The organism is Pantoea sp. NGS-ED-1003 (genome assembly GCF_000738765.1).
In the GTDB taxonomy this organism is placed as follows: Bacteria; Pseudomonadota; Gammaproteobacteria; order Enterobacterales; family Enterobacteriaceae; genus Pantoea; species Pantoea septica.
The window spans coordinates 24,317-39,138 of sequence record NZ_JPQA01000003.1; the positions used below are offsets into that span (position 1 = coordinate 24,317).

14 protein-coding genes are annotated in these 14,822 nt (G+C 58.2%); 11 read left to right on the top strand and 3 right to left on the bottom strand.

Annotation, left to right across the window (positions count from 1 at the left end; genetic code table 11):
* Nucleotides 1–90 precede the first annotated feature (90 nt).
* Entirely contained in the window at nucleotides 91–2,514 is a 2,424-nt protein-coding gene (gene plsB, locus JS46_RS06365; protein WP_033749619.1) for a glycerol-3-phosphate 1-O-acyltransferase PlsB, read from the bottom strand.
* Between the two features lie 128 nt (nucleotides 2,515–2,642).
* On the opposite strand from plsB, the gene JS46_RS06370 reads away from it, so the two are divergent.
* The 4 genes from JS46_RS06370 to JS46_RS06385 all read left to right on the top strand — a co-directional run bounded on the left by JS46_RS06370 (nucleotide 2,643) and on the right by JS46_RS06385 (nucleotide 5,578).
* Complete coding sequence (locus JS46_RS06370) at nucleotides 2,643–3,011, top strand: diacylglycerol kinase (protein WP_033749143.1); 369 nt, start codon at nucleotides 2,643–2,645, stop codon at nucleotides 3,009–3,011.
* A gap of 106 nt (nucleotides 3,012–3,117) precedes the next feature.
* Entirely contained in the window at nucleotides 3,118–3,732 is a 615-nt protein-coding gene (gene lexA / locus JS46_RS06375; RefSeq protein WP_033749144.1) for a transcriptional repressor LexA, read from the top strand.
* A 130-nt stretch (nucleotides 3,733–3,862) separates the two neighbouring features.
* Nucleotides 3,863–5,185 (top strand): MATE family efflux transporter DinF, encoded by a 1,323-nt coding sequence (dinF, locus tag JS46_RS06380; RefSeq protein WP_033749145.1) that lies wholly within the window; start codon nucleotides 3,863–3,865, stop codon nucleotides 5,183–5,185.
* Between the two features lie 180 nt (nucleotides 5,186–5,365).
* Entirely contained in the window at nucleotides 5,366–5,578 is a 213-nt protein-coding gene (locus JS46_RS06385) for a CsbD family protein (protein ID WP_033749146.1), read from the top strand.
* A 48-nt stretch (nucleotides 5,579–5,626) separates the two neighbouring features.
* Here JS46_RS06385 and zur read toward each other — a convergent pair whose 3' ends face one another.
* Nucleotides 5,627–6,148: a zinc uptake transcriptional repressor Zur gene (zur, locus tag JS46_RS06390; protein ID WP_033749147.1), complete on the bottom strand. Its 522-nt coding sequence runs from the start codon at nucleotides 6,146–6,148 to the stop codon at nucleotides 5,627–5,629.
* A 445-nt stretch (nucleotides 6,149–6,593) separates the two neighbouring features.
* Between zur and JS46_RS06395 the strand changes: the two genes are divergently transcribed.
* The 3 genes from JS46_RS06395 to pspG all read left to right on the top strand — a co-directional run bounded on the left by JS46_RS06395 (nucleotide 6,594) and on the right by pspG (nucleotide 9,395).
* Nucleotides 6,594–7,844 carry a conjugal transfer protein TraF gene (locus JS46_RS06395; protein ID WP_033749148.1) on the top strand — a complete coding sequence of 417 codons (1,251 nt, stop codon included), beginning with the start codon at nucleotides 6,594–6,596 and terminating at the stop codon, nucleotides 7,842–7,844.
* Nucleotides 7,845–7,955: 111 nt separating this feature from the next.
* Complete coding sequence (gene dusA / locus JS46_RS06400; protein ID WP_033749149.1) at nucleotides 7,956–8,951, top strand: tRNA dihydrouridine(20/20a) synthase DusA; 996 nt, start codon at nucleotides 7,956–7,958, stop codon at nucleotides 8,949–8,951.
* A 177-nt stretch (nucleotides 8,952–9,128) separates the two neighbouring features.
* Nucleotides 9,129–9,395: an envelope stress response protein PspG gene (gene pspG, locus JS46_RS06405; protein WP_033749150.1), complete on the top strand. Its 267-nt coding sequence runs from the start codon at nucleotides 9,129–9,131 to the stop codon at nucleotides 9,393–9,395.
* 189 nt (nucleotides 9,396–9,584) lie between these two features.
* Here the strand turns inward: pspG and JS46_RS06410 are convergent, their stop codons facing one another.
* Complete coding sequence (locus JS46_RS06410; RefSeq protein WP_033749151.1) at nucleotides 9,585–10,568, bottom strand: quinone oxidoreductase; 984 nt, start codon at nucleotides 10,566–10,568, stop codon at nucleotides 9,585–9,587.
* Nucleotides 10,569–10,663: 95 nt separating this feature from the next.
* Between JS46_RS06410 and dnaB the strand changes: the two genes are divergently transcribed.
* From dnaB to JS46_RS06430, 4 genes are all read left to right on the top strand, one after another.
* Complete coding sequence (gene dnaB, locus JS46_RS06415) at nucleotides 10,664–12,070, top strand: replicative DNA helicase (RefSeq protein ID WP_033749152.1); 1,407 nt, start codon at nucleotides 10,664–10,666, stop codon at nucleotides 12,068–12,070.
* A gap of 121 nt (nucleotides 12,071–12,191) precedes the next feature.
* A complete protein-coding gene (locus JS46_RS06420; protein ID WP_033749153.1) occupies nucleotides 12,192–12,683 on the top strand; it encodes an Lrp/AsnC family transcriptional regulator in 492 nt (163 codons plus the stop codon).
* 240 nt (nucleotides 12,684–12,923) lie between these two features.
* Complete coding sequence (locus JS46_RS06425) at nucleotides 12,924–13,538, top strand: YitT family protein (RefSeq protein WP_033749154.1); 615 nt, start codon at nucleotides 12,924–12,926, stop codon at nucleotides 13,536–13,538.
* Nucleotides 13,539–13,586: 48 nt separating this feature from the next.
* Nucleotides 13,587–14,780 (top strand): amino acid aminotransferase, encoded by a 1,194-nt coding sequence (locus JS46_RS06430; protein WP_152560680.1) that lies wholly within the window; start codon nucleotides 13,587–13,589, stop codon nucleotides 14,778–14,780.
* The last annotated feature ends 42 nt before the right edge of the window (nucleotides 14,781–14,822 follow it).

Here is a 14,822-nt window from a genome sequence, read left to right on the forward strand (position 1 = left end):
GGTCCCTCTCTCCCGCTTATCAACCTGTGGAGCTGCCTGAAAAAAAGGGCGACATCTCTGTCGCCCTTAGTTTTTGCTGCCCGCGGCGGGCTACTCGTGCGCCACCGCGCTTTCGATGGTCAGCCGCACATCGCTGGTCACCAGATCGGCCAGAATATGCCAGGTAGCCTGCGTACGCTCGACGTCAGCATCGCCAGTGTCGCTGATATAACCCTCATCGCGCAGCGTCAGCACCAGCGTGGTAAACACCGCCTTATCGAAAAACTCCGGCGCATTAATGCCGTGCAGCACCGAAAGACGCTGCGCCAGCATACGGCTCTCTTTCTCCAGCGTGCCGCGGTTGATGGTCGGCTTCGCGCTGAGGATCGAGAAGGTGATGGCGAAACGCTGCAGGGTCTCGCGGATGCCGGCGGCCAGCAGCTGCAGCGTGCGATAACGCGCGGCGGTGTGGCGCAGCTGTCCATCCTGCAGAGTAATCAGTCCCTGACGCGCCAGCTCCTGACAGAGGGCGCTCAGCAGCGCCGGCAGCGCGTCGATTTCCCAGCGCAGAAATAGCTCGCTTTTCAGCATCGGGTAAATCAGACGCACCTGGCGCAGCAGTTCGGCTTCGCTCAGGTTCGGGTGCTGCTGAATAATCGCGGCGATCAGCGACGGCATCACCAGCATATGGTGAATATTGTTGCGGTAATAGGTCATCAGCACCGCCTGCTCGCGCGGCAGAATGATGATATCGCCGATATTGTCCTGCTCGGTTTCGAACTTATTCATGCTCATGGCATGGTTTAGCAGCGCTTCCGCTGAAAGCGGCGGCACGGTCGATTCCGGCGAATAGGGCACGTTGCGCAGCAGTTCGGTATAGCACTCAAGCTGCTCGATCAGCTGCTCGCGAGTTAGCGAACGCTGACGCGAGGCGAGCAGCGCGGTCACGCACAGGTTCATGGCGTTGGCGGCGCCCGCTTCGTTGATGCGCACCATCAGACGCGCCGCGATATCGTTTACAGTCGGCGTCAGCCAGCTGGGACGCTGCGGTTCAATCGGATCGATGGCGTCGCGCCACTCCGGCACCTGCTTGTTGAGGTAGTTCACCAGCGGCAGCGGTTCGCCGAAGTTAACGTAGCCCTGGCCCAGATTGCGCAGCTTACGCAGGCCGCGCACCATCTGCATAAAGCCTTCTTTCTCTTTCGCCGCGCCGCGCAGCTCTTTGGCGTAAGTGCCCACTTCCATAACGTGCTCATAGCCGATATAGATTGGCACCAGCGTAATCGGTCGCTTGCCGCCGCGCAGCATCGCCTGCAGCGTCATCGCCAGCGTGCCGGTTTTCGGATCGAGCAAACGGCCGGTACGTGAGCGCCCACCTTCAACAAAATACTCGACCGAGTAGCCGCGACTGAACAGCTCGCCGAGATATTCGCGGAACACGGTGGCGTAGAGTTTGTTGCCTTTGAAGGTGCGGCGAATAAAGAACGCGCCCAGACGGCGGAAAATCGGGCCGGCTGGCCAGAAGTTCAGGTTGATGCCTGCGGCGATATGCGGCGGCACCAGACCCTGGTGATAAAGCACGTAGGAGAGCAGCAGGTAATCCATGTGGCTGCGGTGGCAGGGTACATAGACGATCTCATGGCCATCTTCCGCCAGCTGGCGCACGCGTTCGCCGCCGTTGACGTTGATGCCCTGATAGAGACGGCTCCACAGCCAGCCCATCACGCGATCGGTGACGCGGATCGCTTCATAGGAGAAGTCGGCGGCGATCTCTTCCATCATCTCGACGGCGTTCTGCTGCGCCTTCTCATGGGAAAGCTTTTTACTGCGCGCCTCTTCTTCCACCGCTTTTTCAATCGCCTTGGACTGCAGCAGCTTGTTAAAGAGATCCTGACGCGCCGGCAGACGCGGGCCGACCGCGGCTAAACGCTGGCGTGCGAAATGAATGCGCGCCACGCGCGCCAGTTTCTGCGCGATCGATTTATCGGTGCCGTGCTGCGTCGCCATCCAGCGCAGCGAAACCGTGGGGGAAAAGCGCACAAAACTGTCGCGGCCGTGCCAGATGATAGCGAAGAACTTCTCAACCCCGTTAAGCTCGCGCAGGTGCGGCGTATCGTCGCCCTGAACCTCGCGGCCAGGCGCGCGCCCGAACATCACCGAGACCGGCAGCATCTGGATATCAAGCTGAGGATTGTTGCGGTGCAGATCGAGATACTCGTGGAAAATTTTCACCGATTCCGTATTCGGCCCGAAATGGGGGAATACGCGCGGGCCGTCGTGGATAAACACGTGGCGCGGCAGCAGCGCGCCGTCGATTTCCAGCGGCGACAGCGGATCGGGCAAATTATGCTTCAGACACTGCTGGCGCAGCGTCAGCAAATCCGCCTTGGAATCGTATGGCAGCACGTACATAATCGGCCGCGTCGGATCGAGTCCATGTTCGGAGACGGGATCGCCCGGAATAGCCTTCGTTTTTACCAGAATGGAAAGTGGTAAATTCAACAATTTATAATAAAGTTTACGCCAACCTGACATAGACAACATGAAGCCTCTTGTTAGCAAAGCGCCGCAAGCATATCAGAAAGTGCTGCGAAGATCTGTGGTGGTGCCAAACGCACCTGGCCCAGACATTGACGTCAAACAACTAAAAGGGTTCCCTCGCAATGGCAAGTAATACCACCGGTTTACTCAGGATAGTGAAAGCGGCAGGCTACTCGTGGCAGGGGCTACGCGCCGCCTGGCAGCATGAGGCCGCGTTTCGTCAGGAAGCCACGGCCGCCATCGTCGCCATCGTCATCGCCTGCTGGCTGGATGTCGACACCGTCGCGCGCATCCTGATGATCGGATCGGTGGTGCTGGTGATCATCGTCGAGATCCTCAACAGCGCGATTGAAGCGGTGGTCGACCGCATCGGCCAGGAGCGGCATCCGCTGGCGGGGCGGGCCAAAGATATGGGTTCGGCCGCCGTCTTGCTCGCTATCATACTGGCGCTGTTTGTCTGGATCGCGCTGCTCTGGACCCATTTGCGATAGCCTTTCCAGAATTGCCCAAATGGCTGTTATTTCCCTGGGTTTTGGTTTTCATTTCGCCAATACCTGTATATACTCACAGCGACTGTATAAACAACCAGGGGGCGGGATGAAAGCATTAACCACCAGGCAGCAACAGGTTTATGACCTGATTCGCGACCATATCAACCAGACGGGCATGCCGCCAACGCGTGCGGAGATCGCCTCGCAGCTGGGGTTCCGTTCCCCCAACGCCGCCGAAGAGCACCTTAAAGCGCTGGCGCGTAAAGGTGTTATCGAGATCGTTTCCGGCGCATCACGCGGCATTCGCCTGCTGATGGAAGAGGAAGAGTCCAACGGACTGCCGCTAATCGGCCGCGTCGCCGCCGGCGAGCCGCTACTGGCGCAGGAACATATTGAAACGCACTACAAAGTCGATCCCGACCTGTTTAAGCCCTCTGCTGACTTCCTGCTGCGCGTCGCCGGTATGTCGATGAAAGATATCGGCATTATGGATGGCGATCTGCTGGCTGTGCATAAAACGCAGGATGTGCGTAACGGTCAGGTCGTCGTGGCGCGCATCGATGACGAAGTCACGGTAAAGCGCTGGAAAAAGCAGGGCACCGTGGTTCATCTGCTGCCGGAAAACAACGACTTCGAGCCGATTATCGTCGACACCCGCACGCAGTCGCTGACCGTCGAAGGTCTGGCGGTAGGCGTGGTGCGCAACGGCGAGTGGCTCTGACCGCTGGCCTTCAGACGCCTGCATCCCTTCGTCAGGCGTCTGTACGATAATCTTTTCACGCGCCTCCTGCGGCTAACGTCGCGCCGGGGCCGCCTCGCTTCTTTTTACGTTTTCAGGCATGGACCGGCTGATGCGTCTCTTCTCTGCTGACGACCGACAACTCTGGCGGCTGGCGCTGCCGATGATCCTCTCCAATATCACCGTACCGCTGCTTGGCCTGGTGGACACCGCCGTTATCGGCCATCTCGACAGTCCGGTTTACCTTGGCGGCGTAGCGATTGGCGCGACCGCGACCAGCTTCGTCTTTATGCTTTTACTCTTTCTGCGCATGAGCACCACCGGCATCACCGCGCAGGCCTTTGGCGCACGCGATACGCAGGCGCTGGCGCGCGCCCTGACGCAGCCGCTACTGATGGCGCTGCTGGCGGGCCTGCTGTTTATCCTGCTGCGCGAGCCGCTCAGCGCGCTGACAGGTCGGCTGGCGGGCGGCGATCCGCAGGTGCAGGAGCAGGCCGCGATCTTTATTGATATCCGCTGGCTCAGCGCGCCGGCGACGCTGGCTAACATGGTGATCCTCGGCTGGCTGCTGGGCGTGCAGTATGCACGCGCGCCGGTCGTGCTGCTGGTGGTGGGCAACGCGGTCAATATTCTGCTCGACCTGTGGCTGGTGCTCGGTCTGAAGTGGGGCGTGGCAGGAGCGGCGAGCGCCACGGCGCTGGCGGAATATGTCACGCTGGCGGTTGGGCTGGCGATGGTGTGGCGCGTACTGAAGCTACGCGGCATCTCGATAGCGATGCTGAAAGAGAGCTGGCGCGGCGATATCAGCCGCCTGCTGCGCCTCAATCGCGACATTATGCTGCGTTCGCTGCTGCTGCAGCTCTGCTTTGCATCGCTGACGCTTATCGGCGCGCGACTGGGGCCGGAGATTGTCGCCGCTAACGCCGTACTGCTGATGTTTATCACCTTTACCGCCTATGCGCTCGACGGCTTCGCCTACGCGGTGGAAGCCGTCTCTGGCGAGGCCTACGGCGCGCGCGACGGAGAGCGACTGCTGTCGGTGTGGCACGCCGCCTGCCGACAGGCGGGCATGGTCGCGCTGGCCTTTGCGCTCATCTACGCGGCGAGCGGCGACGCTATTGTGTCGATGCTGACTTCGCTAGAGTCGCTACGGCAGCTGGTGGATCGCTATCTCATCTGGCAGATCGTTCTGCCGCTGGCGGGCGTATGGTGCTATCTGCTGGACGGCCTGTTTATCGGCGCGACGCGCGGACGCGAAATGCGCAACAGTATGGCGATGGCCGCGCTTGGCTACTTCCTGACGTTGCTGACTCTTCCCTGGTTAGGCAATCACGGCTTATGGCTGGCGGTCACGGTGTTTCTTGCGCTGCGCGGCGTTTCGCTTTGGCTGATCTGGCGGCGCGAATGGCGCTTAAATCGCTGGTTTCAAAGTTAATTTACGCGTGCTGCGTCAACCGTAAAACGCAGCGCCTGACGGATTATTCTGTATTTATCCGCCAGTTGCCGATTCGTCTACTACAATTACCTTACAACAGCGCGACACAGCAGCGCTTTGTATTGTCGTACTGCCAATGTGTGGTGGTATGTAAAACTAAGGATGACGTGGAGGTCTGACATGAATAAAGACGAAGCGAGCGGTAACTGGAAGCAGTTCAAAGGCAAATTCAAAGAAAAATGGGGCAAGCTGACCGACGATGACATGCAGGTTATCGAAGGCAAACGCGATCAGCTTGTCGGCAAAATTCAGGAACGCTACGGTTACGCTAAGGATGAGGCAGAGAAAGAAGTCTCAGACTGGGAAACCCAGAATAAAGATTACCGCTGGTAATCTCCTCGCTCAGGATTGACCTGAGCGACCGGCACAGGGAAGTGCCGCTTACCCTCTTTTTCCGCGCTTTTTCCCTTCAGACTCATGATCGTGACTACAGCTATCCTGATGCGTACAGGCTTCGACTTCCGCACAGCGGGTGCAGAGTCCATGTGCCTCAATCACGCTATGCCGTAGCGTAAAGCGCGCCTCGCCAGCCAGATCGGCAATGATATTTTCGACGCCCTGCGCCTGTTTTTCAGTGACTGCCGCGCAGCGATCGCATACCAGCATCACCGAGGTATGCGCCGGTGCCTCAAAATGATGACAAACCACGTAGCTGTTGTTTGATTCCACGCGATGGATAAAACCCTGCTCCAGCAAAAAATCGAGCGCGCGATAAACCGTCGGCGGCTTCGCCTGCGGCTCGCTGGCGCGTAGCTGATCCAGCAGGTCATAAGCGCTAATCGATCCATGCTGCGCCGCCATCAGACGTAACACCTCAGCGCGCTGCGCAGTCAGACGCACTCCGCGTTGCAGGCAGAGCTTTTCCGCCTGAGTCATGATTTTTTCTGGCGTCATTGTCGACATGGTGATTCTCCGCTAAAAACGAGATGTTATCTTATCACAGCAGACGCGCTTGCGCTTAAGTTGCGCGCTTTCAGTACAATCCCTGTCATGACCTATTAATATCAATGCATTAGGCTGGTATCCGGTTGATGAAGTTGTTCCTGTAATGCTAATCAGTGCCAACATCTTTGAGACATAAAATAACAAAATTATAGTTTTGCTTTACAACTCACCAGGTTAAGCACTAATGTTCATGAGGCCTTAAGCAACTGCTGGCCTTAATATCCTTTTTGACTACCCCGCTAAATAATAAAAGCGCCGATTTGTAGCTAAAACATCCAATCCGGCGAATAACAGTGCTGTTTCGACTGAATTCACAGCAATGAACCGTTAGCCGAGATTCACAATAGCGCTAACGACAAATTCCGATGATGAATGTTTTCCTGATCAAGGTGATGGCAGACAAATGGCGAACAAAACCACCCGGCGCTCTGCGCTTTTATATCCTGCTGTTTTAAACGCGCTCTTTATCTCTTCTTCCGCTATGGCCGCGGGGACATGGTATGACGCGCGCAACGACGCGATGGGCGGTACAGGCGTTGCGTCCTCTACGTGGAGCTCCGCCGTGCTGGCGAACCCGGCGCTGATGACGCGCGCGCAGCCGGACGATAACGTCGGCATTATTTTTCCTTCTGCTGGCCTGCAGATTACCGATAAAGACAAGATGGTCGATAAAGTCGATGACATCAGCGATACCGTCGATCGCTATCGTGGCGTAATCAATGGCCTGACCTTCCGCGACTATCTTAACGGCTATCCGCAGCTGAAAACGGCGTCGCGAGACGTGGCGAACCAGCTACGCGACCTGCGCGGCAACAAGGCCAACGGCACGGCGGGCGTCGCGCTGGCGGTGACCGTTCCCAACGAAACGCTGCCCTTCGCCTTTATCACTAAGGCGTATGGCACGGTGCACCTGCGCGCCAACGTGGCGCAGAGCGACATCGCCTATCTCGACGGCGTGGCAAACGGCACCGTTATTCCCGTGCCGGGCGACCAGAATAACCTGCGTTCCAGCGCAAATGGCCTGGCGGCGCTGGTCACCGACTACGGCATCGCCGTCGCGCACGAGTTCAGCGTGGCGGGACATCCGGTTTCGATCGGCGTCACGCCGAAGATCCAGAAAACCTGGCTCTATAACTACACCGCCAGCATCTACAACTATGATAAAAACGACCTCAACGGCAGTCGCTACCGCAACGATAACACCGGCTTCAACATCGACGCCGGTTTAGCGACGCCGCTGAGCGACAACTGGACGCTGGGCGTCACCGGACAGAACCTGGTGTCGCGCGATCTGAAAACCAAAGAGACCAATGGCTATCGCGACACCTACCAGATCCGTCCGCTGGTGACCTCTGGCCTGTCGTGGAACGGCGGACCCTTTACCGCGGCGCTGGATGTGGATCTTACCGAAACGAAACGCTTTAAATCGGAAGAGAGCAGCCAGTACGCCGGCGTCGGCGGCGAATACCGCGTGCTGGACTGGCTGGCGCTGCGCGCCGGCTACCGCGCGGATATGAAATCCAACGATGAAAACGTCTTCACCGCCGGTTTCGGCGTGTCGCCGTTCAACAACGCGGTGCATCTGGATCTGGCCGGTTCGGTAGGCGACAACAACACCTGGGGCGCGATGATGCAGCTCGGGTTTAACTTCTAATCGGTGATTCGCAGCCGTCTTTAGGCCGGGCGATGCAGAGTCGCCCGGCACCTTGTTAATGTGCTATCATTGCGCAGATTATCATCACCCTTAACGGATTTTCTGCGCTTCATGAGCAATTCTTTCTCCTCGCAACGTTTTTCCATCGCGCCGATGCTCGACTGGACCGACCGACACTGTCGCTATTTCCATCGTCAGCTGACTGGCGACGCGCTGCTCTACACCGAAATGGTGACCACCGGCGCTATTATTCACGGCAAGGGCGACTACCTGGCCTACAGCGAGGCGGAACATCCGGTCGCGCTGCAGCTTGGCGGCAGCGATCCGGCGGCGCTGGCGCAGTGCGCGAAGCTGGCGGAAGAGCGTGGCTACGATGAGGTAAACCTCAACGTCGGCTGTCCCTCCGATCGCGTGCAGAACGGACGCTTCGGCGCCTGTCTGATGGCGGAAGCGTCGCTGGTGGCTGAGTGCATCGACGCCATGCGTCAGGTGGTTTCGATTCCGGTGACGGTAAAAACCCGTATCGGCATCGACGAACAGGACAGCTACGCCTTTTTGACCGATTTTGTCGGCACCGTCGCGCAGCGCGGCGGCTGCGACACCTTTATCATCCATGCGCGTAAAGCCTGGCTTTCCGGCCTGAGCCCGAAAGAAAACCGCGAAATTCCGCCGCTCGACTATCCGCGCGTCTATCAGCTAAAGCGTGATTTTCCCCAGCTGACTATCGCCATTAACGGCGGCGTGAAGTCGCTGGAAGAGGCCAAAACGCATCTGCAGCATCTTGATGGCGTGATGATGGGACGCGAGGCCTACCAGAATCCTGGCCTGCTGGCGCAGGTCGATCGCGAGCTGTTCGGCCGTGACGCGCCGGTTGCGGATCCGGTAGCGGTGGTGCGCAGCATGTATCCCTATATAGAGGCGGAACTGGCGAAGGGCACCTACCTCGGCCACGTCACGCGTCATATGCTCGGCCTGTTCCAGGGCATTCCCGGCGCGCGTCAGTGGCGTCGTCATCTGAGTGAAAACGCCCATAAGCCGGGCGCAGACGTACGCGTGCTGGAAGCCGCGCTGGCGCTGGTAGCGGATAAGATCCCGCAGGAAGCCTGACCACCTGCGGCAGCGGTAAAAAAACCAGCCTGAGGGCTGGTTTTTTTTACGCCAAAAATAGATGAAATTCGCCACTGTTATGGCGGTCGTTATAGGTATTTTCTTTTCTATTCAAACAGATAAATTCTGGCACGCTTCTTGTAATAAAGCTGTAGAACTAACAAGAGGAGTAACAACGTGGAAATTCTATTTGTGCTGGGCTTTTTCCTGATGCTTCTGGTCACAGGAGTTTCGCTGCTGGGCGTGCTGGCGGCGCTGGTGGTCGCGACGGCGGTGATGTTTATCGGCGGCCTGTTTGCAATTGTAATCAAATTGTTGCCGTGGCTGCTGCTGGCGCTGGTTGCTGCCTGGATGTATCGCGCCTTTTGTGGCGATAGCCGCGAACGGGCGCGCCGTAAGCTGCGTCGTAAAATCAGCAAGTTAGAACGGCGTCGCGGCTATTAATTGCGGGTGCGATCACAGACTGACAGATTGCTTATGCCAGTTTCGCAATTAAACATATTTTTTACTTATGTTTTCTGTCAGGATAATCGCCGTTGAGTCGACATGAATTCATCGCCGCTGTCCCTACACCAGCGCGAACGATAAAAAGAAAAGGGGCTTCCTACGGGAAGCCCCGTTTGCATTCAGGCATCAGGGAATAAGCAGGCTGGATCCCTGGGTGCTGCGGCTTTCTAGCGTGCGATGCGCTCGCTCCGCCTCTTTCAGCGGGAACTTCTGCTGTTCCGGCACTTCGACCTTGATTGCGCCGCTGGCGAGCAGCGAGAAGAGATCGTTGCTCGCCTGCTCCAGCTCTTCGCGGTTGGTGATATAACCGTAGAGCGAAGGGCGTGTGACAAACAGCGAGCCTTTCTGGTTGAGAATGCTCAAATCCACGCCGGTAACCGGCCCGGAAGCATTACCAAAACTCACCATCAGCCCCTGACGGCGCAGCGAATCCAGCGACGCTTCCCAGGTATCTTTGCCCACCGAGTCATACACCACCGCGACTTTTTTGCCGTCGGTCAGCTGGCTGACGCGTTCAGCGATATTCTCTTCCCGGTAGTTGATGGTCGCCCAGGCGCCCGCCGCTTTCGCCAGCTTCGCCTTTTCCGCTGACCCGACGGTGCCGATAAGATGCGCGCCGAGCGCTTTGGCCCACTGGCAGGCAATCAGGCCAACGCCGCCCGCCGCCGCATGGAACAGAAAGGTCTCGTCCGGCTTCACCTGATAGGTCTGGCGCAGCAGATAGTGCACGGTCAGCCCCTTCAGAAAGCTGGCGGCAGCCTGTTCGAAGCTGATGGCGTCCGGCAACAGCATCAGGCGATCTTCCGCCACGTTGTGCAGCTCGCTGTAGGCGCCCAGCGTCGCCTGGCAATAGACCACGCGATCGCCCGGCTTAAAGCGTGTGACCGCGCTGCCGACGCGCTTCACCACGCCCGCCGCTTCGGTGCCGAGGCCAGAGGGCAGCGTGGGAACCGGATAAAGGCCGCCGCGCACGTAGGTATCGATATAGTTAATGCCGATGGCGCGGTTCTCTACCTGCACTTCGCGTTCAGCAGGATCGGCAGGATCGACATCTACCCATTGCAATACCTCAGGCCCGCCCTGCGCGGTGAACTGAATACGCTTTGCCATTTTTACTCCTGTGATTGTTCAACATGAGGCGTGAGAGGCGCGCCGCCATAAGGTATACTGGCGCGTCCCCTCAGAAGATCGGTATTGCATTCACTATGGCAGGAAATAAACCCACCAACAAATCGAACGACACGCCCGACCGGCAGCTGGAAGGTATTAAAATGCCGCCGCATTCGCTTGAAGCGGAGCAGTCGGTGCTGGGTGGGTTGATGCTGGATAACGAACGCTGGGACAACGTCTCCGAGCGCGTCGTGGCGGAAGATTTCTTCAACCGCTCGCACCGTCTGATCTTTTCCGAGATGCAGCGTCTGCTGGAAGCGGGCCAGCCCATCGACCTGATCACGCTCTCCGAGTCGCTGGAAACGCGCGGCGAGCTGGAGATGGCGGGCGGGTTCGCCTATCTGGCGGAGCTGGCGAAAAACACCCCTAGCGCGGCAAACATCGGCGCCTATGCGGATATCGTGCGCGAACGCGCGGTCGTGCGCGAAATGATCTCGGTCGCGAATCAGATCGCCGACGCCGGTTACGATCCGCAGGGACGCAACAGCGACGAACTGCTCGACTTCGCCGAGTCCAACGTCTTTAAAATCGCCGAGTCGCGCGCCAGCAAAGATGAAGGGCCGAAGAACATTCAGGAGGTGCTGGAAGCCACGGTTTCGCGCATCGAATCCCTGGTCTCGACGCCGCACGACGGCGTGACAGGCGTCGACACCGGCTATCAGGACCTGAATAAAAAGACCGCCGGCCTGCAGCCGTCGGATCTGATTATCGTCGCGGCGCGTCCGTCGATGGGTAAAACCACCTTCGCCATGAACCTGTGCGAAAACGCCGCCATGTTGCACGACAAGCCGGTGCTGATCTTCAGTCTGGAGATGCCCAGCGAGCAGATTATGATGCGTATGCTGGCGTCGCTGTCGCGCGTGGATCAGACGCGCATCCGTACCGGCCAGCTTGACGACGAAGACTGGGCGCGTATTTCCGGCACCATGGGCATCCTGCTGGAGAAGAAGAATATGTATATCGACGACTCCTCCGGCCTGACGCCGACCGAAGTGCGCTCGCGCGCGCGACGCGTCTTCCGCGAAAACGGCGGGCTGAGCATGATCATGATCGACTACCTGCAGCTGATGCGCGTGCCGGCGCTCTCCGACAACCGTACGCTGGAGATCGCCGAAATCTCTCGCTCGCTCAAGGCGCTGGCGAAAGAGCTTAACGTGCCGGTAGTGGCGCTGTCGCAGCTCAACCGCTCGCTGGAGCAGCGCGCCGATAAGCGTCCGGTCAACTCCGACCTGCGTGAATCCGGCTCTATCGAGCAGGACGCCGACCTGATTATGTTTATCTACCGCGACGAGGTTTATCATGAAAACAGCGATCTCAAAGGCATCGCCGAGATTATTCTGGGTAAACAGCGTAACGGTCCTATCGGTACAGTGCGCCTGACCTTCAACGGTCAGTGGTCGCGCTTCGATAACTATGCCGGTCCGGCGTACGACGACGAATAACTCTCTCTCGGCATGCACGATCTGTGCATGCCGCCTCGCATCATCAGAAAATAGTGTTGGACAACCTCGCCGTTAATCGGGTTATCTGTATCACAGCGCACGTTTACGCACTGGAAGCAGCATGACTCACGTAGATGATTACGACCTGAAAATACTGACTTTATTACAATCTAACGGCCGCCTGACCAACCAGGAGCTGAGCGATTTAGTGGGCCTGTCGGCATCGCAATGTTCGCGCCGCCGCATCAACCTTGAACAGGCGAATTTGATCCTCGGCTATCATGCGCGTCTGTCGCCTGATGCGATCGGTCTGGGCATGGTTGGTCTGATTGAGGTGCGGCTGATTAATCACACCGCCGAATACGTTGACAGCTTTCACCGCATGGTGGAGCAGGAAGAGGCGATCGTCGACGCCTACAAAACCACCGGCGACGCCGATTATCTGTTGAAAGTCGCCGTAGCGGATCTCGCTTCGCTGAGCGCGCTGATAAGCCAGCTGGTAGCGGGCCATCAAAGCGTGTCGCATGTGAAAACCTCGGTGGTGCTGGGTCGCCTGAAAGAGAACGGCCTGATGATGGCACCCGCGCACAAAATGCGCCAAAAGAGTGCATGATGTGCTTAATTGGTGCAAGAGCTCGCCAGAGAATGCAAAAGATATGCGTCAGAATTCGAATTTGTGCATGAATTGACGGTTTCCCCGCAAGGCGTGCGCAAAAACAAGCAACAAAAGCGCCTTAGTTATCAAATGGATAATCACTGGCACCTGCCGGAAGCGACCATAAGCCGACGGTATGGTGCGTTTTTTGCATCTTAACGCCATGCTTTTTCCGCTTAGAGTGCAATAAGATTACCTATGGATAACGTCGTAGAACCTACCCGCATTCCCCATTCTCGAATTGAAGACGCGCTGGCGATAGTGCTCGGCACGCTGATGGTCTCTTTCGGCGTCATTATGCTAAAGCAGGCGGGCGCGCTCACCGGCAGCACCGCCGGTATCGCCTTCCTGATTAGCTACCTGTCGCCGCTCTCGTTCGGCAGCGCCTTTTTCCTGATCAACCTGCCGTTTTACTGGCTGGCGGTACGCCGCATGGGATGGGAATTCACGCTGAAAACCTTTTGCGCGGTGGGGCTGGTGTCGCTCTTCACCCATCTGCATCCGCTCTTTGTCCACTTTTCCGCGCTCAATCCCTTTTATGCGACACTGTTCGGTAACGTGATCATGGGCATTGGGTTTATAGTGTTGTTTCGTCATAAAGCCAGCCTGGGCGGGATCAATATCCTGGCACTGTGGCTGCAGGATCGCACTGGGCTGCGCGCCGGGAAACTGCAAATGGCCGTCGATACCTGCGTCGTGCTGGCGTCGCTGTTCGTCGTCAGCGGGCCGATGCTGCTGGCGTCGGTCGCGGGCGCAGTGATCCTTAACCTGATTATCGCCATGAACCATCGTCCCGGACGGTACATGGTTTAATGCTGCATACACCTCTGATTCTTACGACCACACATGGAGATCTGCACCGTGTTTCAAAACGTTGATGCCTACGCCGGCGATCCGATTCTGTCGCTGATGGAAACCTTTAAACAGGATCCGCGCACGAATAAAGTGAATCTCAGCATCGGCCTCTACTACGACGAGCAGGGCATTATTCCTCAGCTGCAGGCGGTCGCCGCCGCAGAGGAGCAGCTCAAGGCCGAGCCGCAGCAGGCGTCGCTTTATCTGCCGATGGAAGGCCTCAACGCGTATCGCAACGCCATTGCGCCGCTGCTGTTCGGCGCCGATCACCCTATGCTGAAGGCGGGCCGTATCGCTTCGATTCAGACGCTGGGCGGCTCCGGCGCGCTGAAAGTCGGCGCGGATTTCCTCAAGCGTTACTTCCCAAACTCCGGCGTCTGGGTCAGCGATCCGACCTGGGATAATCACGTGGCGATCTTCAACGGCGCGGGTTTCGAGGTGAAGAGCTATCCGTGGTACGACGCAGAGACCAACGGCGTAAAATTCGACGCCTTCCTCGCCGCGCTGAAAACGCTGCCGAAGCAGAGCATCGTGCTGCTGCATCCCTGCTGCCATAACCCGACCGGCGCCGACCTCACTGACGCGCAGTGGGATCAAACCGTTGAGGTGCTGAAGGCGCAGGAGCTGATTCCGTTCCTTGATATCGCCTATCAGGGCTTCGGCGCGGGAATGGAAGCGGACGCCTATGCCATTCGCGCTATCGCCGCCGCTGGCCTGCCGGCGCTGGTCAGCAACTCCTTCTCGAAAATTTTCTCGCTGTATGGCGAACGCGTCGGCGGCCTCTCTATCGTGTGCGACAGCGCCGAAGAGGCGGGACGCGTGCTGGGCCAGCTGAAAGCCACGGTGCGCCGCAACTACTCCAGCCCGCCGAACTTCGGCGCGCAGGTGGTGGCGCGCGTGCTCAACGACGACGCGCTGAAAGCGAACTGGCTGGCGGAAGTCGAGGCGATGCGCCTGCGTATTATCGCCATGCGCAAAACCCTGGTGGACGTGCTCAGCACGGCGCTGCCCGGCAAAAACTTCGACTACCTGCTGAAGCAGCGCGGCATGTTCAGCTACACCGGCCTGAGCGCGCAGCAGGTCGATCGACTGCGTGAAGAGTTCGGCATCTATCTGGTGGGCAGCGGCCGTATCTGCGTCGCCGGGCTTAACAGCAATAACGTGCAGCAGGTCGCGCAGGCGTTTGCCGCCGTCATGTGATGTAGCGGATTCTGTCATCCGCGTCCCTGGCTTGCTCCAGAT